The sequence below is a fragment of the Georgenia sp. SUBG003 genome, from assembly GCF_000715355.2.
Lineage (GTDB): Bacteria > Actinomycetota > Actinomycetes > Actinomycetales > Actinomycetaceae > Georgenia.
The window spans coordinates 2,115,357-2,140,792 of record NZ_CP180204.1 but is presented as its reverse complement, the minus strand read 5'-3'; the positions used below and the strand labels follow the sequence as shown (position 1 = coordinate 2,140,792).

General features: G+C 73.4%; 24 protein-coding genes, 3 pseudogenes and 1 riboswitch. Of the genes and pseudogenes, 12 read left to right on the top strand and 15 right to left on the bottom strand.

Going from position 1 to position 25,436, the window contains the following annotated elements; translation table 11 throughout:
* Positions 1–5 precede the first annotated feature (5 nt).
* Positions 6–71: riboswitch (guanidine-III (ykkC-III) riboswitch) on the bottom strand.
* Positions 72–187: 116 nt separating this feature from the next.
* Entirely contained in the window at positions 188–643 is a 456-nt protein-coding gene (locus DA06_RS10565; protein ID WP_418607642.1) for a hypothetical protein, read from the bottom strand.
* A 302-nt stretch (positions 644–945) separates the two neighbouring features.
* On the opposite strand from DA06_RS10565, the gene msrA reads away from it, so the two are divergent.
* The 3 genes from msrA (at position 946) to DA06_RS10550 (ending at position 2,516) form a co-directional block, all read left to right on the top strand.
* The gene (msrA, locus tag DA06_RS10560; protein ID WP_043499813.1) at positions 946–1,644 is read left to right on the top strand and encodes a peptide-methionine (S)-S-oxide reductase MsrA; all 699 of its coding nucleotides are present in this window, start codon (positions 946–948) and stop codon (positions 1,642–1,644) included.
* Positions 1,645–1,743: 99 nt separating this feature from the next.
* Entirely contained in the window at positions 1,744–2,145 is a 402-nt protein-coding gene (locus tag DA06_RS10555) for an FKBP-type peptidyl-prolyl cis-trans isomerase (RefSeq protein WP_043499810.1), read from the top strand.
* Between the two features lie 203 nt (positions 2,146–2,348).
* A complete protein-coding gene (locus DA06_RS10550; RefSeq protein WP_418607639.1) occupies positions 2,349–2,516 on the top strand; it encodes a hypothetical protein in 168 nt (55 codons plus the stop codon).
* A 92-nt stretch (positions 2,517–2,608) separates the two neighbouring features.
* Here DA06_RS10550 and DA06_RS10545 read toward each other — a convergent pair whose 3' ends face one another.
* Positions 2,609–3,052 (bottom strand): hypothetical protein, encoded by a 444-nt coding sequence (locus tag DA06_RS10545; protein ID WP_052436620.1) that lies wholly within the window; start codon positions 3,050–3,052, stop codon positions 2,609–2,611.
* Positions 3,053–3,308: 256 nt separating this feature from the next.
* Between DA06_RS10545 and hisF the strand changes: the two are divergent.
* The 3 genes and pseudogenes from hisF to DA06_RS10530 all read left to right on the top strand — a co-directional run bounded on the left by hisF (position 3,309) and on the right by DA06_RS10530 (position 5,405).
* Positions 3,309–4,078 (top strand): annotated as a pseudogene (hisF, locus tag DA06_RS10540) (imidazole glycerol phosphate synthase subunit HisF).
* A 67-nt stretch (positions 4,079–4,145) separates the two neighbouring features.
* The gene (locus DA06_RS10535; RefSeq protein ID WP_043499804.1) at positions 4,146–4,868 is read left to right on the top strand and encodes a hypothetical protein; all 723 of its coding nucleotides are present in this window, start codon (positions 4,146–4,148) and stop codon (positions 4,866–4,868) included.
* 72 nt (positions 4,869–4,940) lie between these two features.
* Positions 4,941–5,405, top strand: a complete 465-nt coding sequence (locus DA06_RS10530) for a hypothetical protein (RefSeq protein ID WP_043499802.1) — start codon at positions 4,941–4,943, stop codon at positions 5,403–5,405.
* Between the two features lie 9 nt (positions 5,406–5,414).
* Here the strand turns inward: DA06_RS10530 and DA06_RS10525 are convergent, their stop codons facing one another.
* A complete protein-coding gene (locus DA06_RS10525; RefSeq protein WP_418607637.1) occupies positions 5,415–5,672 on the bottom strand; it encodes an ATP-binding domain-containing protein in 258 nt (85 codons plus the stop codon).
* Here DA06_RS10525 and DA06_RS10520 point away from each other — a divergent pair.
* Positions 5,659–6,147, top strand: a pseudogene (locus tag DA06_RS10520) (NAD(P)/FAD-dependent oxidoreductase); the annotation flags it as partial. The gene DA06_RS10525 and the pseudogene DA06_RS10520 overlap by 14 nt on opposite strands.
* Positions 6,148–6,171: 24 nt before the next feature.
* Here the strand turns inward: DA06_RS10520 and DA06_RS10515 are convergent.
* The gene (locus tag DA06_RS10515; protein WP_418607636.1) at positions 6,172–7,347 is read right to left on the bottom strand and encodes a ScyD/ScyE family protein; all 1,176 of its coding nucleotides are present in this window, start codon (positions 7,345–7,347) and stop codon (positions 6,172–6,174) included.
* A 255-nt stretch (positions 7,348–7,602) separates the two neighbouring features.
* Here DA06_RS10515 and DA06_RS10510 point away from each other — a divergent pair, with 255 nt between their 5' ends.
* Genes DA06_RS10510 through DA06_RS10500 form a run of 3 tightly spaced genes read left to right on the top strand, consistent with a single transcriptional unit; the run spans position 7,603 to position 11,230 of the window.
* On the top strand, positions 7,603–9,045 hold the full coding sequence (locus DA06_RS10510; RefSeq protein ID WP_418607635.1) for a DUF6049 family protein: 1,443 nt from the start codon (positions 7,603–7,605) through the stop codon (positions 9,043–9,045).
* The gene (gene murJ, locus DA06_RS10505) at positions 9,045–10,931 is read left to right on the top strand and encodes a murein biosynthesis integral membrane protein MurJ (RefSeq protein WP_418607634.1); all 1,887 of its coding nucleotides are present in this window, start codon (positions 9,045–9,047) and stop codon (positions 10,929–10,931) included. The genes DA06_RS10510 and murJ overlap by 1 nt, the downstream gene beginning before the upstream one ends.
* Positions 10,847–11,230: a very short patch repair endonuclease gene (locus tag DA06_RS10500; RefSeq protein WP_043499767.1), complete on the top strand. Its 384-nt coding sequence runs from the start codon at positions 10,847–10,849 to the stop codon at positions 11,228–11,230. Before murJ ends, DA06_RS10500 begins: the two co-directional genes overlap by 85 nt.
* Positions 11,231–11,249: 19 nt before the next feature.
* Here DA06_RS10500 and DA06_RS10495 read toward each other — a convergent pair whose 3' ends face one another.
* The 5 genes from DA06_RS10495 to DA06_RS10475 all read right to left on the bottom strand — a co-directional run bounded on the left by DA06_RS10495 (position 11,250) and on the right by DA06_RS10475 (position 15,885).
* On the bottom strand, positions 11,250–12,005 hold the full coding sequence (locus tag DA06_RS10495; protein ID WP_418607633.1) for a trimeric intracellular cation channel family protein: 756 nt from the start codon (positions 12,003–12,005) through the stop codon (positions 11,250–11,252).
* A gap of 140 nt (positions 12,006–12,145) precedes the next feature.
* A complete protein-coding gene (locus DA06_RS10490) occupies positions 12,146–13,063 on the bottom strand; it encodes an ABC transporter permease (protein ID WP_052436616.1) in 918 nt (305 codons plus the stop codon).
* Complete coding sequence (locus DA06_RS10485) at positions 13,060–13,992, bottom strand: ABC transporter ATP-binding protein (RefSeq protein WP_043499765.1); 933 nt, start codon at positions 13,990–13,992, stop codon at positions 13,060–13,062. Before DA06_RS10485 ends, DA06_RS10490 begins: the two co-directional genes overlap by 4 nt.
* A gap of 191 nt (positions 13,993–14,183) precedes the next feature.
* Positions 14,184–15,392: a phospholipase D-like domain-containing protein gene (locus DA06_RS10480; RefSeq protein WP_052436615.1), complete on the bottom strand. Its 1,209-nt coding sequence runs from the start codon at positions 15,390–15,392 to the stop codon at positions 14,184–14,186.
* Between the two features lie 103 nt (positions 15,393–15,495).
* Positions 15,496–15,885 (bottom strand): hypothetical protein, encoded by a 390-nt coding sequence (locus DA06_RS10475; RefSeq protein WP_043499763.1) that lies wholly within the window; start codon positions 15,883–15,885, stop codon positions 15,496–15,498.
* A gap of 196 nt (positions 15,886–16,081) precedes the next feature.
* Here DA06_RS10475 and DA06_RS10470 point away from each other — a divergent pair, with 196 nt between their 5' ends.
* Entirely contained in the window at positions 16,082–16,351 is a 270-nt protein-coding gene (locus tag DA06_RS10470; protein WP_043499762.1) for a hypothetical protein, read from the top strand.
* 166 nt (positions 16,352–16,517) lie between these two features.
* Complete coding sequence (locus tag DA06_RS10465; RefSeq protein ID WP_043499760.1) at positions 16,518–16,925, top strand: DUF4440 domain-containing protein; 408 nt, start codon at positions 16,518–16,520, stop codon at positions 16,923–16,925.
* A 2,991-nt stretch (positions 16,926–19,916) separates the two neighbouring features.
* On the opposite strand, the gene DA06_RS10460 is transcribed toward DA06_RS10465, so the two are convergent.
* From DA06_RS10460 to DA06_RS10435, 6 genes and pseudogenes are all read right to left on the bottom strand, one after another.
* The gene (locus DA06_RS10460; RefSeq protein WP_043499746.1) at positions 19,917–21,521 is read right to left on the bottom strand and encodes a xylulokinase; all 1,605 of its coding nucleotides are present in this window, start codon (positions 21,519–21,521) and stop codon (positions 19,917–19,919) included.
* A gap of 109 nt (positions 21,522–21,630) precedes the next feature.
* Positions 21,631–22,423: pseudogene (locus DA06_RS10455) on the bottom strand (ABC transporter ATP-binding protein).
* The gene (locus DA06_RS10450; protein ID WP_043499745.1) at positions 22,423–23,325 is read right to left on the bottom strand and encodes an ABC transporter permease; all 903 of its coding nucleotides are present in this window, start codon (positions 23,323–23,325) and stop codon (positions 22,423–22,425) included. The pseudogene DA06_RS10455 and the gene DA06_RS10450 overlap by 1 nt, the downstream one beginning before the upstream one ends.
* Before the next feature lie 4 nt (positions 23,326–23,329).
* Positions 23,330–24,328, bottom strand: a complete 999-nt coding sequence (locus tag DA06_RS10445) for an ABC transporter substrate-binding protein (protein ID WP_052436614.1) — start codon at positions 24,326–24,328, stop codon at positions 23,330–23,332.
* Between the two features lie 356 nt (positions 24,329–24,684).
* Positions 24,685–24,987 (bottom strand): hypothetical protein, encoded by a 303-nt coding sequence (locus DA06_RS10440; protein ID WP_043499743.1) that lies wholly within the window; start codon positions 24,985–24,987, stop codon positions 24,685–24,687.
* 39 nt (positions 24,988–25,026) lie between these two features.
* Positions 25,027–25,299, bottom strand: coding sequence for a hypothetical protein (locus DA06_RS10435; protein WP_418607630.1), 273 nt, complete (start codon positions 25,297–25,299; stop codon positions 25,027–25,029).
* Positions 25,300–25,436 lie beyond the last annotated feature (137 nt).

Below are 25,436 nucleotides of genomic sequence, written 5' to 3'. Positions count from 1 at the left end.
CTCCTCGTGAGTCAGTCTTGTCGTGGTGCGGGTACTGCTCCCTCGTCCGCGAACCCGGTCGGGGTTCCGTCACGGACTCTACCGAAACGGCGCTCGCCGGGGAACGTCAGACCGGTCACCGCACCTGTGGGGGAGCAGCGAGCGCCGACCGGGGCTGGTCACCGCGCCGCGTCCGCCGCTCCGGCGGCTACCCGCGCAGCGAGACGTGCACGTGGTCGTAGTGGCCGCCGGTGGCGTCGCCGGGGTCGTACACCCCGCCGCCGGTGTAGGGCGCCCAGCCTTGCTCGGCCCGGTCGGCCACCCAGATCCGGCCCTGCCAGATCACGTAGGACACGTCCAGCGCCGCCGCGTGCGCCCGCAACCACTGCGCCACCCGCCAGCCGTCCACCAGGTCCGCGCCGGCGGGGAACTGTCCCGCGACGCCGAAGAAGACGTCGCAGCCGCGCCCGGCCGGGTGGTCCGACGCGGGGTTCCAGGCGTGCTCCGACCAGCAGGTCACCGGCCTCGGCCCGACGCCCGAGGTCAGCTGATCGACCAGCCACGCCGTCGCGCCGGTGACGCATCCGCCGGTGCCGCTGGGGTCGGGGACGGTGCAGCCGGTCCGCCCGCCGGTCCACGGTTCAGGCGGTGGCGGGAGCGCCACCACCGGTCGCCGGGTCCGTGGCGCGCCGCAGCCGGCCGCGCAGGCTGCGGCGCCCGCCGTCGTCGTCGCTCTGGTCAGGCATGATCCCCGCAATCGCCGTGGAGGGGTAGGTTCTTGGCTCAGCCTACGGCGCGCGGCCGCAACTCCGTGCTCGCCGGCTCCGTCCTCGCCCGGCGAGTCGGGCCGGGCACCCCCCGTCGAGCCGGGCGGCGACCCCCGCCGTCCCGGGGACCGGAAGATCGGGAAGAACGGCTCCACCCCGGGTGTTCGCACCGATGGACTCAACCTCAGGAGGCACGCTCATGTTCGGACTTGGCCGCAGGACGCAGATGGTCACCGCGGAGGAGGCTCTGCCCGGCCGCACGACGCCGGGCTACCCGGTGCCCAGCACCCACGAGGTGCTCGGCACCCCGCTGCAGGGTCCCTGGCCCGCCGGCTCGGAGGTCATGTACGTGGCGATGGGCTGCTTCTGGGGCGCCGAGCGCATCTTCTGGCGCCAGCCCGGGGTCGTCTCCACCGCGGCCGGCTACCTCGGCGGATTCACGACGTACCCCACCTACGAGGAGGTGTGCACCGGGCTGACGGGTCACGTCGAGGCCGTGCAGGTGGTCTACGACCCGGCGAAGACCTCCCCGGAGCTGCTGCTGAAGGCGTTCTGGGAGAACCACGACCCCACCACGCCGGACCGGCAGGGCAACGACGTCGGCACCCAGTACCGCTCGGGCGTCTACTGGACGACCCCCGGCCAGGAGGCGGCGGCCCGCGCGACCCGCGCCGCGTTCCAGCGGGTCCTCACCGAGCACGGCCACGGCGCGATCTCCACCGAGCTGCTGCCGTTCGCGGGCGAGTTCTTCTACGCCGAGGACTACCACCAGCAGTACCTGGACAAGAACCCCGGCGGCTACTGCAACCACGGCCCCAACGGCATGACGTGCCCCGTGGGTCTCGTGCGCCAGGACCAGCTCCCCGCCCAGGAGGACGTCCTGCCCCCACGCGCCTGACTCCGCCGCCGGGGGTCTCTTCCCCCGCGAGCCCGGCCCGGGCGGCACGTACGCTGGGTCCCCAGCCCGGCGCCGTCGGGCCCGACCCGAGAGGACCACATGACCGCGCTCCCCACCGCCACCGGCGGCTTCGGCGACAAGCCCGAGCTGACCTTCCCCGACTCCGGCGCGCCGGAGGGCCTGCAGGTGCAGGTGCTCGAGCAGGGTTCGGGCGACACCGTCCAGGCGGGTCAGACGATCGTCGTGAACTACCTGGGCCAGACCTGGGGCGGGCACGTCTTCGACAACTCCTACGACCGGGGCAGCACGATCTCCTTCCCCATCGGGATGGGCGTCGTCATCGGCGGCTGGGACGACGGCCTGGTCGGCCAGCAGATCGGCTCCCGCCTGATGCTGTCGATCCCGCCGGAGCACGGGTACGGCCCGCGCGGCGTGCCGCAGGCCGGCATCGGGGGCACCGACACCCTCGTCTTCGTGGTCGACGTCGTCGGCGTGGAGTGAGCTTGGCCCGGGCGGGGCAGCCTGGGGCCGGCGGGCGACCCCGCCCGGGCGGCAGCCTCGTCCGGGCCGGCACGTCTCACGGCGGGAGCCACGCCGAGAGGTAGCCCCGCAGTCGCCGCCTCCGTGGCCTGCTGGCGCTCCTGCTGTGCCTCGCCCTCCCGCGACCTCTCTGGCGCTCCGCCGCGTTCGCCACCACCGCCGTCATGCTGCTGCTCGGGTCCGCCATGAGCACGACGGCGGCCGCCGTGGCGCGGGTCGGCGCCGTTGTGGTGGCCGCGGTGCTGGTGCTGCTCGGGGGGTGCGCTGCTGGCCGGTCTCGGGCGGATCATCCCCGACGAGGCCGTCGAGGTGGCGGCCGACGGCGCCCGTGAGCGCCGTCGGGACGTCGAGCCCCCACCAGCCGGGTGAGGAGCGGTGACATCCGCCGTCCGGGTGCCAGCAGTCGTCCCCGGTCGGGCGGCGGTCAGCCGGTGCGCAGCACGAGGTCGGCGGCGGCACGGGCGTCCCGGGCGTCGAGGAGGGCCCGCTCCTGGGCGGCCCAGTCGTCCCACAGGTGGGCCCAGCTGCCGTTGTCCCGCGCCAGGGCACGCTCCCGGCGCACGTCCGCCGGGGCGTCGAGCCACACGAGCACGTCCACGAACGGTGCGCACACCGCCGATCCCGCCCCGCAGCCCTCGACGAGGACCACCACGGGCATCGGGTCGCCCGGTGCGGGGACCGTGAGCCGCTCGCCGAGGGCCCCACGGTTCCAGTCGTAGGTCCGCACCGAGCCGGGCACGCCGCGGCTGAGCGGCTCCAGCACTCCCGAGACGACGGCCCCCAGCCCGACCGCCAGCCCGTGCCAGCCCCGGTACGCGCTCTCCAGAGCGAGGACGACGACGGCCCCGGCACCGTCCAGCCCGGGCACGGCGGCGAGCCGGGGCGGCCAGGTCCGCGGCGAGCTCCGACTTGCCCGAGCCCGACCGGCCGTCGACCCCGACGACGACCGGGCCCCGCGAGCCCCCCGCGCTCCTCGAGGGCGGCCCGCACCAGCGGGACCACGACCGCACCGTCGGGACGTGGCGTTCGTCGCGGTTCCTGGACGGTCATGTCGGACGACGCTACCTGGCGGCTAGCCTCTTCCTGCGGCGCCCGAGGAGCGGGCGGCCGCGGAGGAGGACGGAATGAGTGTGGCGGTCCGGGTCATCCCGTGCCTGGACGTGGCGGACGGGCGCGTGGTCAAGGGCGTGAACTTCCAGGGCCTGCGCGACGCCGGAGACCCGGTCGAGCTCGCGCGGCGCTACGACGCCGAGGGCGCCGACGAGATCACGTTCCTCGACGTGTCCGCCTCTGCCGAGGCACGGGAGACCACCATGGAGGTCGTCTCGCGCACGGCGGAGCAGGTGTTCGTTCCCCTGACCGTCGGCGGCGGGGTGCGCTCGGTCGAGGACGTCTCCCGGCTGCTCAAGGCCGGCGCGGACAAGGTGGGGGTGAACACGGCGGCGATCGCGCGGCCGGAGCTCATCAGCGAGATCGCTGAACGGTTCGGCCGCCAGGTGCTGGTGCTCTCGGTGGACGCGCGCCGCACCGCCGGCGGGGCCACCACGCCCTCCGGCTACGAGGTCACCACCCACGGCGGCCGCACGGGCACCGGCATCGACGCCGTCGAGTGGGCGGTGCGCGGCGCCGAGCTCGCGCCGGCGAGATCCTCCTGAACTCGATGGACGCCGACGGCACCACCGACGGGTTCGACCTGACGATGCTCGACGACGTGCGCGCCCGCGTGGACGTCCCGCTCATCGCCTCCGGCGGTGCCGGCACGGCGGACCACTTCACGCAGGCCGCCCGGCACGGCGCCGACGCGGTGCTGGCCGCCTCGGTGTTCCACTTCGGGACCCTGACCGTCGGCGAGGTCAAGGACGAGATGCGGGCCGCCGGACTCGAGGTGCGCTGAGCCGTGGCCTGGTGGCCGTGGGGGGCGCACCGAGGACGAGCGCGAGCGCGACGAGCTGCTCGCCCGCGTGACGGTGCTGGTCCAGAAGGACCACGAGCGTCACATCCCGGCCGAGCGCGCCGAGTGGGAGGCGATGCCGGACTGGAGGAAGCGCGGCGGGTTCCGTCCCTACGCGTTCGTGACGCCCTCGCTCCGGGAGTTCGCGCCCACCACGCTGCGCGCGATCGAACGGGCGGCGCCGAGCCTGTCGGGACCAGAGGGCCAGGGGGTCTACCGCTTCCTGCGATCGCAGCTGCGCAGGCGGGTGTGGTCCTGGGACGAGGCGACCGTCGAGGCCAACGTCCTCGACGGCCTCGTGCTGGCCGAGCTCGCGTCCGAGCTGGTGGAGAACTGGCGCGTCCGCCGTCGGCTGCGCCGGGCGTTCGAGCTCGGCGAGACCGGGAGCCTGTACGAGGGCGCCCTCGAGCCGTACGGCAGGGCGACCCTGACCGCCGTGCTCCGCACCGCCGTCGCCCTGGACGCGGTCCTCACCACCCGGGCCGTCCGGGACATGCCGCGGGACCTCGGCTACGCGGGCATGGACGTCTGGGGAGACCTCATGGACGGCGTCGTCCCCATGACGCCCGCTCTGGTGACGCTGATCCACGAGGCGCCGCCGTCGCCCGAGGAGCTCGTCGCGATGTCGCGCGACGGTCGGCTGGGCGGGCTCGGCGTCCACCCGGCGGACCTCGACGACGAGCTGCACCGACGCCTCCTCGCCGGGCTGCGGGAGCGCCTCGCCGAGGGGTGACCTTGGGCCCTCGATAGCGCCCGGCCGCCGTGCCTAGCCTGGGGCCAGGTGGGCGACCCGAGGGAGGTCCACATGTCGCACGCAACGGTGCACGAGCGCCCCGCCGTCGGCGCGAGGCGTGCCGGCTACACCATCGCCGTGCTCGTGAACGCGGCGATGCTCTACGCGGTCAACGCCTGGCCCGGGTGGCAGGCGGTGCCCTTCCTGACCGCGGACACCGCCACGGTGATCCCGGCGGTGAACGCCTCGATCCTCGTGAGCCTCGTCGTCAACGCCGTCTACGTGGTGCACGACCCGGCCTGGCTCAGGGCACTCGGGGACCTCATGACGAGCGCCGTCGGCGTCGTCGCCCTCGTCCGGCTGTGGCAGGTGTTCCCGTTCGACTACGGCGACGCGACCTTCGACTGGGAGCTGGTCACCCGCTGGGTGGTCGGCGTCGGGATCGCGGGCAGCGCGATCGCGATCGTCGTCGCGCTGGTCTCGCTGGTGCGGGCGCTGGCGGACGTCGCCGCCGGCCCGGCCCCGAGAGCGCTCTGAACCGCGGGCCTACGTGCCGCTGAGCGGCAGGTGCGCCAGCACCTCCGGCGGCTCGCCGGTGTGCACGACGGTCAGCTCGCGGGTGGGCCGGGTCATCGCGACGTACAGGTCGTTGAGCCCCCGCCCGGCCGCCAGGATCTCGGCCGGCTCCGCCACGACGACGGCGTCGAACTCGAGCCCCTTCGCCGCGCCGGGGGACAGGACGACGACGTCGGCGCGCAGGTCGAGCGCCCCGGCCCGGGCGCCAGCGCCCAGGGCGCCGCTCACGCACCAGGGGAAGTACGCGGGGCGGGTGGTGGGGGACGCGCTCGCGGCCCGGGCCGCCGGCCACCTGCCGGGACCGCCGGAGCCGTGGAGCCGCTACGCGTCGACCGCCGACCACGTGGCCGTCCCGCAGGTTGTCTTCACCGACCCGCAGGTGGCGCAGGTGGGGCTGCGCGCCGACCAGGCGGAGGAACGTGGGCGCCCGGTGCGCACCGTGCACCAGGACCTCGGGGAGATCGCCGGGGCCTCCCTGCTCGCCGACGACTACGCGGGGTGGGCGGAGCTCGTGGTCGACGACGAGCGCGACGTGGTCCTCGGCGCCACGTTCGTGGGGCAGGGCGTCTCCGAGCTCCTGCACGCCGCCACGATCGCCGTCGTCGGGCAGGTGCCGCTCGCGCGGCTGTGGCACGCGGTGCCGGCCTACCCGACGACGAGCGAGGTGTGGCTGCGCCTGCTGGAGACCGACCGCGCCCGTTGACGGGATCGGTCCGGGGCGCCGGGGTCACTCGTTCAGGGTGAAGTGCAGCACCTCGCCCTTGTTCGCCATGGCGGAGTTGTTCGACACGTAGAGGTCGTCGCCGTCCACGGCGAGGCCGCCGGGCATGGTCAGCTCGTCGGTGAGCACCTTGTGCTTGTCGGTGTCGTCGCTGTCGACCCAGTGCAGTGCGCCCTTCGGGTCGCCGGACAGCAGGCCGTTCGTGGTGAACTCCAGGACGAGCAGGTCGCCGTCGTCGGTGAACCCGAGGTCGATGACGTTGGTGAAGCCGTCCGCGAAGACCTCCGGGTCCTCGCCGTCCTCGAAGCGCCAGACCGTCGCCGTGCCCTTCGGGAACGGGAAGCCGGTGAGCTGGCTGACGTACAGGTCGCCGTCGGGGCCGCGCACGACCGTGGTCGGCACGGCGTCGGGGCTGAGGCGACCCATGGGGGAGTCGACGGCGGCTTCCTTCGGGAAGACGAAGATCGTGGAGATGTCCCCGTCACGGTCCACCCGCAGCAGCGAGTTCCCGCCGGCGTCGGCCACCGCGAACCCGCGCCGGTACGAGGCGAGCGAGTTCGGGTTGGTGTCGAAGTCGTCCTTCTCGGGGTTGACCTTCCGCTCGTAGTCGCCGATGTCGGCGACCTCCTCCACCTCGTCGCCGTCGACCTCCTGCACCGTGGCGAGCTTTGCCGCAAGCATGCGGTGCTTGCCGGCCGGCACCCTGTCGCGCACGGCCGGGTCCGCGCCGAGCCCGATGGTCGCGAACAGGTCGTCGCCGGCGAAGTCGACGTCGGAGGGGCCGATCCCCTCGTTCCCGTCCGCCTTCAGGGCGACGGAAGGCAGTCCCTCGACCACGTCGCTGACGCCGTTGCGATGGAGCCTGCCGCTGTGGCCGCGCATGTCCAGCTCGGTGATCTTCCCCGTCGCGCCGAGGCAGACGTCGGCGCCGGTCGGGCCGGGGAAGCAGGGGGCGCTGGTGTCGCGGCCGCGGCCCTCGCCGGCCTGGGCGACGAAGACGTCACCGTCATCGTCCACCGTGAGGCCGCGGGGGTTGTCGAGCTTGTTCGCAAGCACCTTTCGGTCCTCGAGCGTGACGTCCCCGTCATCGTGCTCGTCGGCGACGCTCGGGCCGACGCCGAGGAGAGGAACGACGAGGAGTGCCGCTGCGGCACCGGGCACAGCCAGTCGGGTCGGTCTCACGACGCGCACCTCCGATCCGCGGGTCGACCCTGCTGGCGCACCGGGCGGGTCGGGAGGGACAGAAGGCGCGCGTCGATGCGGCCTGCGGCCAGATCAGTTTCCGTGGCGCGCGAGAGAGCGGTCAACGACACCGGTGGAGAAAGGGGGCGGACCCCGGTACGTGGGCCGCCTCACCCCCCACGACGGACGCCGGTGCAGGGCCGGAGAAGGGGCGTCTACCCTACGCCGGGTCTGCCCCCGTACCTCGGAGTCCCCATGTGTCCCCGTCCAGCCAGCGCCCCCACGACGACCCGGCGCCTCGCCGTCGTCGGATCCTCCGGCGGCAACCTCTACAGCCACGGCGGCGACGACCCGGTCGGGCTCGTCGGGCACGTCCGCCGCCAGGCCGCCGCGGCCGGGATGGAGGTGGTGGCCGTCCAGCTCGTGGCGGTGAGCGCGTCGATGGACGGCGCCACGGACGACACCCCCGCGCGCCTGTACTCGCTCGTGGAGGGTGACGTCGCGGTCGTCGCCTCCGGCATGCTCGCCGAGGTGAACGAGGCGGCGCGCGCCCAGGACGCCGAGCTGGCCCGCGCGGCCGCGGACGGCGAGATCGACGGCCTCGTGCTGACCGTCCTTCCGGTCACGGCCGCGACCCCCGCTGGACGAGCTGACCTACACGCCCGAGAGCCGCGCGGACCTGGCGGTGGGCAGCAGCGGCGACCCGCACACGGTGCCGGCCGTCCTGGTCGACGACCGCGCCTCCGCCGTCCTGGCCGGGCAGATGCTGCCGCGCGTCGCAGCGGCGAGGACGACCCGGTCGATCTCGACCCGCTCGACGCCCGCCAGCTGCTGCTCGCCGACACCGCGGTGATCTCCCGCGAGCGCCCCTCCGACCCCCGGGCCGTCGTCCTCGCGCTGCCGCGGGACCAGGCCGGTGACACCGACGAGCTGGCGCGCAGCCTCGAGGCGGTGCTCGACGCCCCCTGGGTGGAGCCGACAGACCTCTCGGCCGTCGTCGACAGGGAGGCGCCCGAGCTCGAGCGCGGCACCCTCCCGGAGAGGGAGGTCGACCCGGACGAGATCGGCACCGGCGAGCTGGCCGCCATGGACGCCACCGTCGCCAGGGCGCGCTCCTTCGCGTCCGTGACCTCGTCGCCGGCGCAGGTGGTCGACCCGGTGGTGAACGAGCTCGAGACGGCGCTCTCGGCCGCGTGGCGCGAGCGCCCGGCGGGCCGCGCCGAGCTGCTGGACCGCGTGGCCGCCCAGGTCTCCGAGCTCGACACGCAGCTCGTGGCGATGGAGTCCTCGACGTTCAACCTCATCAACTCCTCCGCGGGACTGCCCGTCCACGTGCGGAACGACCTGTCCACGGACGCCACGGTCCAGGTCGCCCTGGAGCCCTCCGACCAGCGCCTCCAGGTTCCCGGGCCGGTCACGCTCACGGTCCCGGCCAGGTCCCAGTCCTCGGTCACCGTGCCGGTGCGTGCCGTCGGCAGCGGCGACGTCAACGTCTCGGTCGAGCTCCTCAACGCCGAGGGCCGCCCGGTGGGCACGCCCGCCGACCTGCGGGTGCGCGCCCGCCCGGACTGGGAGAACGTGGGCACCGCCGTCCTCGCGGGCGTGCTGGGACTCATGCTCGTCGTCGGGCTGGTCCGCACGGTGCGCCGGGGCCGGCGGATGGACCCGGACACGCCACTGCCGGAGGAGGAGACCTGATGAGCGCCGCACGCCCGCGGGGGGTGGCCGGATCGTCGGCCGTGATGTTCGCGGGCACCCTGGTCTCGCGCGTGCTCGGCATGGTCAAGTCGCCGCTGCTGCTCGGTGCCGCCATCGGCATCAACTTCGGCGCCGCGAACGCGTTCTCGGTGGCCAACAAGCTGCCGAACCTCATCTACATGCTCATCGCGGGCGGCGTGCTCAACGCCGTCCTCGTCCCGCAGATCGTCCGGGCGATCCGGGGCGACGCCGACCGCGGCCAGGCCTACGTCAACCGGCTGCTCACGGTGGCGATGGTCGGCCTCGGCGCGGTCACCGTCCTGCTCACGCTCGCCGCGCCGATGCTGGTCAGCCTCTACGCGGTGAACCTGCCGCCGGAGTGGTACGACGTCGCCGTCACGTTCGGGTACTGGTGCATCCCCCAGCTGTTCTTCTACGGGATGTACACGCTGCTGGGGCAGGTGCTCAACGCCCGCGAGATCTTCGGCCCGTACATGTGGGCGCCGGCGCTGAACAACGTCGTGGCCATCCTCGGCCTGGGGGCGTACCTGCTGGTGTTCGGCGGCACGGCCTCCGTGGCCGCCGACGACGCCGGCGCGTGGGACACCCGGCGCGTGGCGCTGCTGGCGGGCACCGCGACGCTCGGCATCGTCGCCCAGGCCGTCGTGCTGCTCGTGCCGCTGCACCGGTCGGGGTTCCGCTACCGCCCGCAGTGGGGGCTGCGCGGCTCGGGCCTGGGCCGGGCGAGCCGGATGGCGATGTGGGTCTTCGCCGCCCTGGCCGCCAACCAGGCCGCGTACGTCGTCGTCTCCAACGCCGCCGCGTACGCGTTCCGGGCGGGCGACGGCGCCCGCGACGTGGCCGGCAACGGCGCCTACGACACCGCCTTCCTCATCTACACGCTTCCGACCTCCCTGGTCACGGTCTCCCTGGTCACCGCGCTCTTCACGCGCATGTCGGCCAGGGCCGCGGCGGCGGACCTCGGCGCGGTCCGCGCCGACCTCTCGGTGGGCCTGCGGACGGTGTCGGTGTTCACGGTGTTCGCCACCGGGGCGCTCATGGTGCTGGCGCTCCCGGTGGTGCGGATCATCGCCGCCACCGTCTCCTACGCGGAGGTGCAGTCGATCGCGCGCGTCGTGGTCGCGATGCTGGGTGGCCTCGTGGCGGTCGGCGTGTTCACGATGTGCCAGCGGGTGTACTACGCGTTCGAGGACGCCCGCGGCCTGTTCCGCCTGCAGATCCCCATGGTGCTGGTCCTCGCCGTCGGCGCCGCGGCCTCCATGCTGCTGCCGCCCCGGTGGACCGTGGTGGGGATCGGCGTCGCGATGACGCTGTCGAACTGGACCGGCGCCCTCGTGACCTACCTGGGCCTGCGCCCGCACCTGCGCACGCTCGACGGTGGTCGGGTGCTGCGCACGCACGTGCGCCTCGTCCTCGCGGCGTTCCCCGCGACCCTCCTCGGCTGGGGGCTGCTGCACCTGCTCGGGGTGGACTCCGGCCTGGGCGTCCTCGGAGCCCTGTGGCGCATCGCGGTGGTCGGGGCGGTCATGGGGGTGCTGTACGTCGTGGGGCTGCGCCGGCTCCGCGTCGACGAGCTCGACACGCTCGCGCGTCCGGCCGGGAAGGTGCTCGTCAGGGTCGGCCGGCGGGTTCCCGACCCCGCGGGCCGGATGCTCGTCCGCGCGGGGGCTGCCGCGGCGCCGCCCCTTCGCCGTCGGGCGCCGGCCTACGCTGGCGAGGTGAGCGTCACGCGAGTCCCGCCCCCACCCCGGGGGCGTCGTCCGCCGCGGTCTCCCGGCGGATGTCCGTCGCACCGCGGCGCGACACCGGCTGCGAGCTGCTGCTGCGCCGCCGTCTCCATGCGGCCGGCCTGCGGTACCGGGTGAACTACCCCGTGCCGGGCAACCGCCGCCGGACCATCGACATCGCCTTCACGCGGGCCCGGGTGGCGGTGTTCGTGGACGGGTGCTTCTGGCACGGGTGCCCCGAGCACGGCACGCAGCCGCGCGCCAACGCGCAGTGGTGGTCGCAGAAGCTGGCCGCGAACCAGGCGCGCGACGCCGACACGACGGCGCTGCTCGAGGCCGCCGGCTGGTCCGTGGTACGGGTGTGGGAGCACAGCGACCCGGCCGAGGCCGCACAGCTGGTGACCGACGCCGTCCGCGAACACCGGCGGCCTGCCTGACCGCGCGCCGGTCCGGCGGCTAGCCAGCTGCCCGCTCGGGTCGGACGGCTACCGCGGCCTCGGCGCCGATCCGTCGTCCAGCGGCGACGGCCCCCCCGCGCCGCCATCGCGGCCGCAGGTTCGGCAGCTGCACGGTGGGGGCGTACGGGAGCGACCACTGCCGCCAGTGCGCCACGATGCTCAGGCCCGCGCCGACGACGATCGCCAGCCCCATCCCGAGGGTCTCCTCGCCGATCCGGTACATGCCGATGACGACGAGCGAGGCGAGCACCGCCGACGTGGCGTACAGCGTGTTCCCGCCGAAGATCACGGGCGGCTGCCCGACGACGACGTCGCGGATCATCCCGCCGCCCACGGCCGTGATGACGCCGAGCATGACGGCCGGGAGCAGCCCGAGACCGGCGGCGAGCGCCTTGGTGGAGCCCGTCGCCGCCCAGCAGCCGAGCACGAGCGCGTCCCCGACCAGGAAGGTGCGGGACCACCACCGCCCGCCGAGCGGGACGAGGAACGCGACGAGCGCCCCTGACATGGCGGTGCCGAGGTAGAACGGGTCCGTCAGAGCCAGGGGCGTGCCGGCCTGGAGGAGGGTGTCGCGCAGCATCCCGCCGCCGAGCGCGGAGACGATGGCGAGGATGACGAAGCCGGCGAGGTCGAACCGGCGCTGCCGGGCGATCGTGCCGCCGAGGACGCCGTTGAGGAAGACGCCCGTGAGGTCGAGCGCCCGGAAGACGTCCGGCAGGAGCGTGCTGAGCTGTTCCGAGACTTCTGCCGCCACGCTCGATGATCTCCCCGCCAGCGGCTGCGCCGCCAACCAGGCGAGACGCGCGGGTGCAGTGCCGACCCCTGGACCGCGGGACGCGGACGTCCGGGCCGCGCGCGTCAGGCGCGGACCGCCGCGTCACGCCCGGCCGCTCGTCAGGCGTCCCGACGACGCAGCATGACGGCCCCGGCCACGAGCGCGGCGACCGCCCAGGCACCGACGACCGCCACGCCCTCCCAGGCGCTGAGCAGCTCGTTGGAGCCGAGCATGTCCCCGAGGCTGAGGAAGGAGACCGCGGCCGGCAGCGGCAGGACGGAGACCAGGTCCTGGACCCAGTCGATCTGGACGAACTGCAGCACGCCGGGCAGCAGGAGCAGCAGGCCGAGGACGGCGGTGATCGTCCCGGCGGTGTGCCGGAGGACCGCCCCCAGGCCGAGCGCCATGAACGCCGCAGCCATGAAGAAGAACGCCATCCCCCCGAACACCTGCCAGGTGGTCGAGTCGCTCAGGGACGGCACCAGGTCGTGGTCGGTGAGGGCAGGACGGGCGGCCAGGTAGCCCCCGACGATGCTGGCCGCGCTGACGGCGACGGTCAGCACCACCAGCGCGAGGGCCTTGGCCGCGAGAACCGGCAGCCGGGCCGGCACGGCGGCGAAGGTGGAGCGGATCATCCCTGTCGAGTACTCGCCGGTCATGAGGAGCGCGCCGAGCACCGCGATCGTGACCGTGGCGAACTGGTAGCCGCCGATGACGACCTCGGCGCCGTAGAGCGTGGCACCCGCGGCGGCCGCGTCCTCGGCGAAGTACTGGAGCGAGGAGGCCTGCGCGAGGCCGAGCAGCGTCATGACGGCGACGGTGATGCCCAACGTCCACCAGGTGGAGCGCAGCGAGAGCAGCTTGATCCACTCGCCCTTCATCACGCCGAGGAAGTTCAGGCGCGCCGAGCCGGCGGGGTGGACGACCGCGGCGCCGGGCCGGCCGGGACCGGTCGCCCGGGAGCCGGGGGCAGTGGACGGGACGGTGGGTGCCGCCGCGCCGCCGGGGCTGACCGAGGTGGTGGCGGTGGTGCTCATCGGGCGGCCTCCATGGCCTCGTGTGTGGTCTCGGAGCGGTACTCGACGGCGTCCTGCGTGAGGGTCATGTAGGCGTCCTCCAGGCTCGCCCGCTGGACGCTGAGCTCGTGCAGGACGATGCGGTGCCGGGCCGCGGTCTCGCCGACCAGCTCGGGGGTGACGCCGCGGACCGCCAGCGCACCGTTCTCGGTGACGTCGACGGCCGCGCCCGCTGCCTGGATCAGGGACGCGAACTCCGCCGCCTGCGGGGTGCGGACGTTCACGACCGCTCCGGTGGCGGAGTCGATGACGTCCTGGACGGCGCCGGTCGCGATGATCTCGCCGCGGCCGATGACGACGAGCCGGTCGGCGGTCTGCGCCATCTCGCTCATCAGGTGCGAGGAGAGGAAGACGGTCCGTCCCTCGGCGGCCAGCTGCCGGACCAGCGTCCGCACCCACTTGACCCCCTCGGGGTCCAGGCCGTTGACCGGCTCGTCGAGGATCAGGGTGCGCGGGTCGCCGAGCAGGGCGGAGGCGATGCCGAGGCGCTGCCCCATGCCGAGCGAGAAGCCCCCGACCCGCTTGCCCGCGACGGCGGAAAGTCCGGTCATCTCGATGACCTCGTCCACGCGCCGCACAGGGATCCCGTGGGTGGCGGCCATCGTGCGCAGGTGCGAGCGGGCGCTGCGGCCGCTGTGCACCGCCTTGGCGTCCAGGAGCGCGCCGACCTCCTTCAACGGCGAGCGGTGCTGGGCGTAGAGCTTGCCGTTGACGGTCACGGAGCCCGACGTCGGCCGGTCGAGACCGACGATCATCCGCATGGTGGTGGACTTGCCCGCACCGTTCGGACCGAGGAAGCCGGTGACGGTGCCGGGCGGGATGGTGAAGCTGATGCCGTTGACGGCGGTCTTCGCGCCGTACCGCTTGGTGAGGTTGCGTGCCTCAATCATGTTGAGCCCTCTGTCGTCGGTCCCAGGCCTACGGCGGTGTCGTGCAGCCGCTCGTGCGCACCGGTGCTGTCGGGACTCAGTCAATTCGGACCGCGCTGTCTGCGGATCGGGGATGCGCCTGATTTCTCCCCTGAGGGTCCGCGCCGATGACTCAGGGTCGAAACAGACGACCAGGTGATGCCACCCTTCGGCTACCGCAGCACCACCTCGGCGGCCCCCGCGGCGTCCCACATCGTCTCGAAATTGTCCTCGTACTGCTCGTACACGGCCTTGCTGCGCAGCTCGAGCAGGGTCTCGTCGTTCCGGTACAGCGAGGTGTGGGTGTAGTTGTGGCTGCCGGTCAGCACGAGCCGGCCCGCGGACTCCTGCCCGGTGGCGCCGTCGACGAGGAGGTACTTGGAGTGGATCCGCCCCGGCAGGGACGAGCCGCTGCCGAGCTCCCGCAGCTCGATGTCGGCCTCGGTCAGCACCTGCTCGATCTCGGCGTCGATCGGACCGTGCACGACTCGCACGTCGCAGCCGTTCGCGGCCATCCCGGCGAGCCGCTCTGCGACCCGGAGGCGCGAGCCGTCCCACTCCGACATCCCGACCCGGATCTCGGTACGGCCGCCAGCCTTGCACCCGAGCCCCTCGAGCCGGTCGAGCACCGGGTCGGTGTCCAGGCTGGGGAAGAAGTGCGCGGTCACCGGGCCCGCCGGCCCGCCAGCCGTCCGGACGGAACGGTAGTAGTCGGGATCCTGCACCTCGGCCACCAGGTCCTCGAAGTACCCGTCATAGGCGGCGTAGAGCTGGTCGTTGCCGGTGAGGGTGACGGCGTTGTTCCAGTACGTCTCGGAGTTGAGGTCGGTGAAGTTCGCCGAGGACTGGACGACGACGTTCTCCTCCCCGCCCGTCTCCGAGAACAGGTAGAACTTGTTGTGCTGGCCCTTCGTCCCCTGGCACGAAGTGGTGTTGCCCTCGGGCGACACGTGGCCGCACACGTGCACCCAGGAACCGGTGGTCGTGTCCCGGCCCAGCTCCTCGAGGAGCCTGACAGAAGCCGCCTTGTCCACCTGCCAGCCGTCCAGGACCACCTGGACGTCGACCCCTCGGTCCCGTGCCGCGAGCAGCACGTCGGTGAAGTCCATGCCGGCGTCGCCGGAGATCACGAAGTGCGCGATGCGGATCTGCGAGCCGGCAGGCGCCTGCTGGACGAGGTTGCAGACCTGCTCGACGACGGCGGTCGCATCGTCGGCCACCGGATTGTTGAAGGTGGCGCCGGTCCGGACCGGGGACAGCGAGACGTTCTGGCACGGCCCGGCAGCGGTCGACGCTGCCTGCACGGAGGTGGGGAGGGCCGTCGAGGCCAGGGCTGCGGCAGAGAGCGAGAGGGCGGCGAGGCGGTGGGGCCAACGGGACACGGGAGCTCCATTCGTTGTCGGACGGTCGGTCCGCACGCTAGGGAGCCCCGGTGACTCGGCGGTGACGCGCCGTGGAGCGTCCGGCAAACAGCCGGGCGGTGACTCAGCGCACCGGTGCGAAGGCCTCCGGGTCCCGCGCATGAGCGGCCTGGAAGGCGGCGTCGAGCACCGCGTCCTCGCCCAGTTCCGCCCAGTACAGGTTGTTCCCGCGCTCCTCGAGGGCATCGAGCGCCGCCGCGTCCTGCACACCGTTCGCCTCGACGGCGAACACCGCGATCTTCCGCGCGATCGAGGTGAGGCCGAGCCACTCCAGCCCGGCGACGCCGTCGGCGAGCTCCCTGTGCTCGAGAGTCTCGACGGCGTTGAGCAGGCCCCCGTTCATGACCTGGCCGTGCAGCACGAGCGCGTCGTGCAGCGCACGGTCGCCGGCGCGGAAGTCCTCCGCGCCGTCGAACCCGGCGGCGCGGTTCCAGATCTCGCCCAGAATGTCCACCGGCGCACGGTAGCGCCTGTGAGACGCACCACGCCGCCGAACTCGTGCGCGGGCGCCCGAGCCTGCCACCTGAGCGGACACCGAAACGTCCGTTTTGCGGCCGGATTCCGCCGAAAACCCTCGCTTATGCCGGCGCTCCGTCGACCGGTACGGTGCCGCTCGGAACACGATCGCAGCAGGACCGGAAGGACATCCCGTGCAGACCATCACCGCCGCCCCCAGCTGGGCAGACCCGGCCGAGATCACCGACCCGGCCGACCGCGCCGCGGGCATGCGCCGGTCCCCGATCAAGGTGGCAACTTTCGGGGCGGGAGAGGTCCGCACCGTCATCGTCGACGACGGCGACGGCCCCCGCCTCCACCTGCAGGCGCGCACGGTGGACGGCCTCACGCTCGAGCAGGCCACCGCCCTGGTGGAGACCCTGACCGAGCAGCTGGAGATCCTGCGCCGGGCCACCGCGGAGTAGGCGGTACCCCGCGGCCGGCGAGCAAGCCGCACGCCGCCACCTCTCGGCCGCCGACTTGGCCGCAGCGCCGCACGTCCCGACTCCGCGGAGCAGTCCCGCCCCCGGGCGCGGGACTGCGGCGCCGGGCGCACAATGGCCGGACGACGTTCCGATTCCGGAGGCGGCCATGGGCGACCGCGAGGAGTTCCTCCGCTGGATCGGCACGCGCCTGAAGGATGCGGAGGTGGCGCTGTACAACGGCGACGCCAACCCACGGCTGGCCATCTGGTCGAACGCCGAGCCGGTCAGCGTGCTGGGCGCGTGGCGGTCGGCGAACGGGTCGCACGAGGTGGCGGCCCTGTTCCACGGGCTCGGGCGCACGTTCTCGGAGTGCACGTCGTTCGCGCACGAGGTGATCGCGGCCCACGTCAGCGGCGACCAGGCGTACACGGCGGGCTACGAGCACATGAGCGCCTCCGTCAACGGGAGACCGCGGGCGTACACCTTGCGGGTCACCCAGGTGTACCGGCGGGAGGACGGTGAGTGGAGGGTCGCCCACCGTCACGCGGACGTGCTCGAGGAACGCGACCGGTAGGACGGTGAACTCTCGGGGCGGGTTCAGACCGGGTGGGGCAAGGGCGGGCTCGCGGCCATGGCTCGCGTGCGCGGGGCCGTCCGGCCAGCCGTATGGCGCGCGGCCGGCCACGGCGGCCGCGGGCGACACCGCGGTGACCGTCGCGTCTACCTCGTTGACCGCGACCACGGCGTGGCGGGCGGTCGCGGCGAGGCCGGCGGCGACCGGGGCGGACGGGGCGTCGATCGACGCCTCGACCGTGGTCATCTCGATGCGCGCGGGCCTCTCCGCGGTGCCGACCGCGTTCACGACGAGGCCGGACACGGGCTCGCCGCTGTAGCCGACGGTGACGTCGCGGAGGGTCACGTTGCGGACGGTGCCGGCAAGGTCGCGCACGAGACCGAGCGAGCCGTGGGCCGCGCTCGGCGCGTAGGTCAGGCCGGTGATCGTGCTGCCCTGCCCGTCGAGCCAGCCGTCGAAGCGGTCGATGCCGGGGAAGGGCTCACGCCCGGCGAAGTCGAGGTCGTCGGTGATCATGAACCGCTTGCCGCCCTCGAGGGTGGCGTCGCCGCCGTTGAGGCCGTCGGCGAGCATCTCCAGGTCGGCGGCGCTGCGGATCTCGAACGGTGCGCGCTCCGTGCCGGCACCGAGCAGGTACCGGCGCTCGGGAACGGGGTGGCCGCGGGAGGTGTCCCACGTCCAGTCGTCGGTCAGGTCCCAGCCCAGCGCCTCGTACGTGGTCCGCCGGGCGAGCGCCTCCGCGGTCGTGTCGGTGCCGTGCATGTTGCCCTCGCCCGGCGCCTCGGGCTTCTCGCCGGCGACGAGGATCTGCTCGTTCGCGAGGTTGTCCTCGGTCACGAAGCCGGGCGTGCGGTGGATCGCGACGACGCGTCCCGGCCCGACGGCGGTGCGGCCGCCGCGGTAGCTCACCTCGCCGCCGTGGAGGACGTTGTCGGTGATGTAGGTGTCGCCGGCCTCCTCGCTGTAGCCGCCGCCCTGGTAGGCGAGGACCATCGCGCCGTGGGCACGTGCCCCGCCGGAGGACACCTCGGCGTCGACGAGGTTGCGGCGGATCTCGACGCCGTGGCGGGCGTAGCCGACGACGGCGCTGGGGTAGCGGGCGCTGTCGAACGAGCCGGTCACCCAGTTGTCCGTGACGATCACGCCGCCCTGTGCGTTCTCGACGATGCCCGCGGTGTACGGGGCGCCCGACTGCAGGTCGGCCTCGAGGACGGAGTTGCCGTCGAGCACCGCGCCGTTGCGCGCGTCGAGCACGAGGCCGGCGACGCGCACGTTCTCGCGGATGCGCACGCGGAGCCCGTCGAGGGTGAGGTCACGGATGGTGCCGCCGTCGAGGAGACGGACGAGCGCGCGCGTCTCGTCCCCGCCGGCGCCGACGCCGTAGTCGATGTTGAAGATCTTGTGGCCCGCGCCGTCGAGGACGCCGGAGAACCGGTCGATCCCGGCGAAGACGCCGCCTCCGAAGTCGATGTTGGCGGTGAGGCGCAGGTGCGCCGTCCCGTAGGTGGCGAGGTCGCCGTTGACGGCGCCGGCGGCCGCGACGAGGTCACCGGCGTCGGCGATCTGGTAGGGGTCCTGCTCGGTGCCCCGGCCGTCGACGCCCTCGAGGTCGGCGCCCGGCTCCGACTCGGGCAGTGGCTCCGGCTCCGCGAGGTCCTCGCCCGTGCCGGACAGCACGGGTACGGGGCGCGCGAGCTCCTCGCTCCACCGCCAGGTGTCCGCGAGGTCCCAGCCGAGCGCCTCGTACGTGGCCGGCCGGCCGAGCGCCTCGGCGTCGGTGTCCGTGCCGTGCCTGTTCTGGTCGCCAGGTCCGTCGACCTGCTCGCCGGCCACGAGGATGGCGTCGTTCGCGAGGTTGTTCTCCGCGACCACCCCGGGCGTGCGCGGCCGCGCGACGACGCGGGCGGGGTCGACGACGCTGTCGCCGCCGCGGTACGTCACCTCGCCGCCCAGCAGCACGTTGTCGCGGATGACGAGCTCGGGGTTCTCGGTGTTGTGGAAGCCCGCGTAGCCCAGCAGCATCGCCCCGTAGGCGCTGTTGCCGCCGGAGACGACCGTCGCGTCGACGAGGTTGCGGCTGATCTCCACGCCGTGCCGCCCGTAGCCGACGACGGCGCTCGGGTACCGGGCGGAGTCGAAGGTTCCCTGGACCGAGTTGTCGGCGATCACGACGCCGTCCTGCGCGTCCGCGGCGATGCCCGCCGTGTACTGGCTGCCCGACCTCAGGTTCGCGTCGAGGATCGTGTTGCGCTCGATCACCGATGCGCCCCGCGCCTCGACGACGATGCCCGCCACCCTCGAGTTCGCCTCGATCAGCGAGGTGACGCCGTCGAGGGTGAGGTCGTGGACGTGCGCGCCGTCGTCGAGCACGCGGAACAGGCCGCGCTCGTCGCTGGCCGCCCCGGGGCCGTACATGATGTCCCGGATGCTGTGTCCCGCACCGTCGAGCACGCCGGTGAACCGGTCGATGCCGCCGAACTCCTGGCCGGCGAAGTCGAGGTTGGCCGTGAGCTCGAGGTGGGCGTCGACCCACGCGGGGTCACCGGTGTTGATCTGGTCGGCGACCGCGACGAGCTCTGCGGCGGAGTCGACGAGGTACGGCGCCTCCGCGGTGCCGGCGCCCTCGACGCCGTCGAGGGGCCCGGCCGCCAGGGCGGGAACGCCTGGAGCGAGCACGAGGCTCGCCGCGAGGGCGAGCCAGAGCGCGGGTCTGAGGACATGTGCCGACGGCATCAGGGATCTCCATGACACCGATCGCAGCACGCCCGGGCCGCCGCGCGATCGGCGCGGTGGGGGTGCGGTGTGCGGCCCGGGAACCGCTCGACCTAACCACCCGAGGGTGTCCGTAACGGGGCCGCAAGGTGAACGGCGAATGGCCTGGCGGCGACGTGCCGCCCGTGTCTGCGCAGGTCAGCGACGGTGCCGGTCGTGACGCCCCGCGCCGGGTGGGGAGCGGTGGGCCGCGAGGCCCACACGCTGGGCGCCGGTCCGCTACGGCTCGATCGTCTCGGCGGCCGCGCGCTCGACGGCCAGGCCGGCAAGGTAGCGGTCGAGGAAGGCCGCGAAGCCCTCGAGGTCTGCGGGGTCGGGCTCGACGACGTCCGTGGCGGCGTCCCGGAAGATTCGGGTGCGCAGGTAGGTGTCGAGGTCTTGGTCCGCAGCAGCGCCGAGGTAGGCGGCGAGCACCGCCATTCCCCACGGGCCGCCCTCGCTCGCCGTCCGGGCGACCGCGACGGGGGCCCGGACGGCCGCGGCGAGGAGGCGCTGGGCCACGCCGGCGGTCCGGAACATGCCGCCGTGGGCGAACAGGGTCTCGACCTCGACCCCCTCGGCCTCCAGGACGCGCATACCGAGGCTCAGCGTGCCGAACGCGCCGTAGACCTGGGTGCGGACGAAGTTGGCCAGGGTCAGCCGGCTGCCCGGGGTGCGCACGACGAGCGGACGCCCCTGCGCCAGACCCGTGATCGGCTCCCCGGAGAGGTAGTTGTAGGCGAGCAGGCCTCCTCCGTCGGCGTCGCCGTCGAGGGCCTCGCGCAACAGCGTTGCGAAGACGGCGTCCGGTTCGGCCGGGTGACCGAGGGCCGCCGCGAACTGGCCGAACACCCCGGCCCAGGCGCCCAGCTCGCTGGCGCCGTTGTTGCAGTGCACCATCGCGACCAGGTCGCCGGCCGGCGTCGTTACCACGTCGAGCTCGGGGTGCACCCGCTCCAGCGGATGCTCGAGCACGACCATGGCGAAGATCGACGTGCCGACGCTGACGTTGCCGGTACGCGGCGCAACCGCGTTCGTCGCGACCATGCCGGTGCCGGCGTCACCCTCCGGCGGGCACAGCGGGATCCCCGCCCGCAGCGTGCCGGACGGGTCGAGCAGCGCGGCGCCCTCCTCGGTGAGGCGGCCGGCCGCCTGCCCGGCCACGAGCACCTCGGGCAGCAGCTCCTCGAGCCGCATGCCCGGGCAGCGCTCGGCCACGAGCTCGTCGAACTGCGCCAGCATGCGGCGGTCGTAGTCACGGGTCGCCGGGTCGACCGGGAACATGCCCGAGGCGTCACCGACCCCGAGCACCTGGCGGCCGGTGAGGCGGTGGTGGACGTAGCCGGCGAGCGTGGTGAGGGACCGCAGGCCGGGCACGTGGGGCTCGTCGTCGAGCACCGCCTGGTAGAGATGGGCGACCGACCAGCGCAGCGGGATGTTGTACCCGAAGAGCTCGGTGAGCTCGGTCGCGGCCCGCTCGGTCGTCGTGTTCCGCCAGGTCCGGAACGGGACCAGCAGCTCGCCGTCACCGTCGAGGGCCAGGTAGCCGTGCATCATCGCCGAGATGCCGAGCGCACCGAAGGTCGTCGGTCGCACGCCGTACCGCCGCTCGGTGTCGGCGAGCAGCGACGCGACGCACTCCTGCAGGCCGGTCCACACGGCGTCGACGGAGTACGTCCACATCTGGCCGACGAACTGGTTCTCCCAGCTGTGGCTGCCGCCGGCGAGAACGGCCCCGTCCGCGCCGACGAGCGTCGCCTTGATCCTGGTGGAGCCGAGCTCGATGCCGACGGCGGTGCGACCCCCGGCGATGGCGTCGGAGGCCCCTTGAGGATTTACGGCCATGTCTCTCCCATCCACAGACGACTAACGGGACGGTACCGGAGCGGCGGTGCGCCCAGCACGGAACGGCACGGCCGCCCTGCGGCGAGCGACGCCGCGCTGACCGGACGCGTTACTGCAGCAGGGTGCGGTCGTCCAGGCCGCCGCCCTTGATCTTCTCGAACTCGCCGAGCAGGTCGGCCGGCGTCGTGCGTGCCTTCCGGGCCTCGTCGACGTCGAGGATGATCCGGCCCTCGTGCATCATGATCAGCCGCGTGCCCATGCTCAGGGCCTGCTCCATGTTGTGGGTGACCATGAGCGTGGTGAGCCGGTGCCGCTCGACGAGCTCGCCGGTGAGCCGCGTGATGAGGGCCGCCCGCTGGGGGGTCCAGCGCCGCGGTGTGCTCGTCGAGCAGGAGGATCTGCGGCTCGGAGAAGGTGGCCATGAGCAGGGACAGCGCCTGGCGCTGGCCGCCGGAGAGAAGACCGACCTTGGCCTTGAGCCGGTCCTCCAGGCCGAGCTCGAGGCTGGCGAGCTCCTCGCGGAAGCGGCCGCGCTTGGCGGACGTGACGCCGCGGGCCAGCCCCCGCCGTCGTCCGCGCTCGAGCGCGATGGCGAGGTTCTCCTCGATGGTCATGTGCGGGGCCGTGCCGGCCATCGGGTCCTGGAACACCCGGCCGATGTAGCGGGCCCGCCGGAAGTCGGCGAGGCGGGTGACGTCCCGGCCGTCCACCCGGGCGCTCCCCCGCTCCGGGCGCAGCTTGCCGGAGACGACGTTGAGCAGGGTGGACTTCCCGGCCCCGTTCGAGCCGATGACGGTGACGAACTCCCCCGCGGCGAGGTGCAGGTCGAGGTCGCGGAGCGCGACCCGCTCGTTGACGCTGCCGGGGAAGAACGTCTGGGTGACCTTGTCGACGTCGAGCATCAGGCCTCCGCCCCCGACGTCGCCGCGCGCACGCGCCGGGCGGGCCGGAACCGCCGCAGGACCGACCACTGCGGCAGCACCAGCGCGAGCACCACCAGCACGGCGGAGACGAGTTTCATGTCGTTGGCCTTCAGGCCGGACTCCAGGGCGACCTGGATGAAGACCCGGTAGAGGACGGAGCCGAGGACCACCGCGAGGGTCGCGACGAAGATGACCCGCTGGCCGATGATCGCCTGGCCGATGATGACGGACGCGAGGCCGGCGACGATGAGCCCGATGCCCATGCCGATGTCGGAGAAGCCCTGGTACTGGGCGATGAGCGCCCCGCAGACGGCGACGAGGCCGTTGGACAGCGCGAGGCCGAGGACCTTCATGCGGTCGGTCGAGACGCCGAGGGAGCGGATCATCTCCTCGTTGTCACCGGTGGCCTGCATCGCCAGGCCCGTGTCGGTGTGGAGGAACCAGTCCAGGATCAGCTTCAATACGAGGGCACCGACGGCGAAGATGCCGACGGAGGCGAACGTGCCGAGGAGGCCGGCGTCGCGCAGCGGGGTCAGGAGCGTGTCCTCCCGCAGCAGCGGCAGGTTGGCCTTGTCGCCCATGATCCGCAGGTTGATCGAGTACAGCCCGATCTGGGTGAGGATGCCGGCGAGCAGCCCGTTGATCCTGCCCCTGGTGTGCAGGAGCCCGGTGACGACGCCGGCGATGAGGCCGGCGACCCCGGCCACCGCCGTCGCCAGCAGCGGCGGCGTGCCGGAGATGATGAGCGTCGCCGCGGTCGCGCCGCCGGTGGTGAACGACCCGTCGACCGTGAGGTCGGGGAAGTCGAGGATCCGGAAGGTGAGGTAGACCCCCAGCGCCATGACGGCGTAGATCAGGCCCAGCTCGACGGCGACGACCACGGGGCTACTCGACGACCGAGTCGGCGCGGTCGAGGACCGACTGCGGGATCTCGACGCCCATGAGCTCGGCGGCGCGGGAGTTGACGACGAGGGTGAGCTCCTCGAGCGTCTCGACCGGCATCTCGGCCGGGTCCGCGCCCTCGTCGAGGATCTTCACGGCCATCAGACCGGTCTGGTAACCGAGCTTGTCGTAGTCGATCCCGTAGGTGGCGAGGCCGCCCCGCTCGACGCTGTCGGACTCGCCGACGATGACCGGGACCTGGCGCTGCTCGCCGACGGCGAGGACGGACTCCAGCGCCGAGACGACGGCGTTGTCCGTCGGCACGTAGAACGCGTCGACCTCGAGGGACTGGGCCGCCTGCTGCACCTCGGCCGAGGTGCTCACGGTCGCCTCCTCGAGCGTGAGCCCGAGCTCCTCGGCCGCCTCGCGCGCGAGCTCCACCTGCACCTCGGAGTTGACCTCGCCGGAGCTGTAGACGACGCCGACGGTCTCCGCGTCGGGCGCGATCTCGGCGAGCAGCTCGAGCTGCTCCTTCACCGGGTTCAGGTCGGAGGTGCCGGTGAGGTTCCCGCCCGGGGCCTCCCAGCTGTCGACGAGGCCGGCCTCTGCGGGCTCGGTCACCGCGGTGAACAGGACCGGGACGTCCGTGATGGCCTGGGCGGCGGCCTGTGCCGTCGGGGTGGCGATGGCGAGCACGAGGTCCTTGCCGTCGGAGGCGAAGGTGTTCGCGATCGACGTCGCGGTGGACTGGTCGCCCTGGGCGTTCTGCTCGTCGTAGTTCGCGTCGATCCCGTTCTCCTCCAGCGCGCGCTTGAAGCCCTCGCGAGCGGCGTCGAGGGAGGGGTGGGAGACGATCTGGGTGATGCCGATCTCGACCGTCTCCCCGGCCGCGGCCCCGGTGCCGTCCGCGGCGGGGTCGGCGTCGTCGCCGCCCGCGCCGCATCCGGCGAGGAGAAGGGCGGACGCTGCCAGGGCGCCGACGAGACGCACGGGACGCTTCATGGTGGAGGGGATTCCTTTCGGCGGAGGGTGCCGTTCGCTCGGGAGGGTAGACGGTCGTTCACCATCTGGTCGATCCCCTCTCGCCTGATGGGCACCCCGGCGCCCCCCTGAGGGCCGGATCAGGGCCCGACCAGGGTCCGCCCCCGATCCCCGGGTCACGTGGTCGCTGGTTGCCTGGGACCCATGAACACCGCCCTGGCACGGGTGTCGCACCTGCACCGGCCGCTGATGCTCCTCTCCGCCGCGATGGCCGTGACGGCCGTCGTCTCGCTCGTGGGTCTCGCGGTCGACGACCGCGTCGTCGCCGGAGCACCGGTCTGGCTGAAGCCGTTCAAGTTCTCCGTCTCGCTCGCCGTCTACGGCGTGACGTGGGCGTGGCTCATGTCCCTGCGGCCCCGGGCGTCCCGGCTGCTGTGGTGGGCGGGCACGGTCATCGCGGTCGCGTCGGCCGTGGAGATGGTCGTCCTGCTCACGCAGGTGGTGCGCGGGAGAATGAGCCACTTCAACACGAGCACACCTGTGGACGGCGCCCTGTTCTCGGTCATGGGCATGACCGTGACGGTGCTCTGGACGGCGACGCTGCTCGCCGCGCTGCTGCTGGCGTTCCAGCGCCTCGGCGACCGGCCTGCCCGGTGGGCGATCCGGCTCGGCATGGGCATCTCGCTGGTGGGGCTCGCGCTCGGCGGACTGATGATCGGTCAGGACTCCGGCGTCGAGGGCATCACCGGGGCGCACAGCGTCGGGGTGCCCGACGGCGGGCCCGGGATGCCGGTCACCGGCTGGAGCACCACGGGCGGAGACCTGCGGATCCCGCACTTCGTCGGGATGCACGCGCTCCAGGCGCTGCCGTTGCTCGCGATGGTGCTGCACGGCCTTGCCGGACGCCTCCCGCGGCTCGCGGACGAGATGGTGCGGGCGCGCCTCGTGGTCGTGGCGGGCGCCGTCCACGCCGGCCTGGTGGCGCTGGTCACCTGGCAGGCGCTGCGCGGTCAGCCGCTGGTGCATCCCGACGGCTCCACCCTCGCGGCGGCGGGACTGCTCGCCGGCGTCGCGGTCGCCGGGGTGTGGTGGTCCCTTCGCCCGCGGCCGCGCGGCACGGCCGGGGCGA

Bases quoted from the DNA above. Each gene is read 5' to 3' on its own strand.
- msrA (WP_043499813.1), top strand. From the start codon at position 946: ATGTTCGGACTTGGCCGCAGGACGCAGATGGTCACCGCGGAGGAGGCT.
- DA06_RS10555 (WP_043499810.1), top strand. From the start codon at position 1,744: ATGACCGCGCTCCCCACCGCCACCGGCGGCTTCGGCGACAAGCCCGAG.
- DA06_RS10550 (WP_418607639.1), top strand. From the start codon at position 2,349: ATGCTGCTGCTCGGGTCCGCCATGAGCACGACGGCGGCCGCCGTGGCG.
- DA06_RS10530 (WP_043499802.1), top strand. From the start codon at position 4,941: ATGTCGCACGCAACGGTGCACGAGCGCCCCGCCGTCGGCGCGAGGCGT.
- DA06_RS10510 (WP_418607635.1), top strand. From the start codon at position 7,603: ATGTGTCCCCGTCCAGCCAGCGCCCCCACGACGACCCGGCGCCTCGCC.
- murJ (WP_418607634.1), top strand. From the start codon at position 9,045: ATGAGCGCCGCACGCCCGCGGGGGGTGGCCGGATCGTCGGCCGTGATG.
- DA06_RS10500 (WP_043499767.1), top strand. From the start codon at position 10,847: ATGTCCGTCGCACCGCGGCGCGACACCGGCTGCGAGCTGCTGCTGCGC.
- DA06_RS10490 (WP_052436616.1), bottom strand. From the start codon at position 13,063: ATGAGCACCACCGCCACCACCTCGGTCAGCCCCGGCGGCGCGGCGGCA.
- DA06_RS10485 (WP_043499765.1), bottom strand. From the start codon at position 13,992: ATGATTGAGGCACGCAACCTCACCAAGCGGTACGGCGCGAAGACCGCC.
- DA06_RS10465 (WP_043499760.1), top strand. From the start codon at position 16,518: ATGGGCGACCGCGAGGAGTTCCTCCGCTGGATCGGCACGCGCCTGAAG.
- DA06_RS10460 (WP_043499746.1), bottom strand. From the start codon at position 21,521: ATGGCCGTAAATCCTCAAGGGGCCTCCGACGCCATCGCCGGGGGTCGC.
- DA06_RS10445 (WP_052436614.1), bottom strand. From the start codon at position 24,328: ATGAAGCGTCCCGTGCGTCTCGTCGGCGCCCTGGCAGCGTCCGCCCTT.
- DA06_RS10440 (WP_043499743.1), bottom strand. From the start codon at position 24,987: ATGCCCATGCCGAGCCGGATCGCCCACCGGGCAGGCCGGTCGCCGAGG.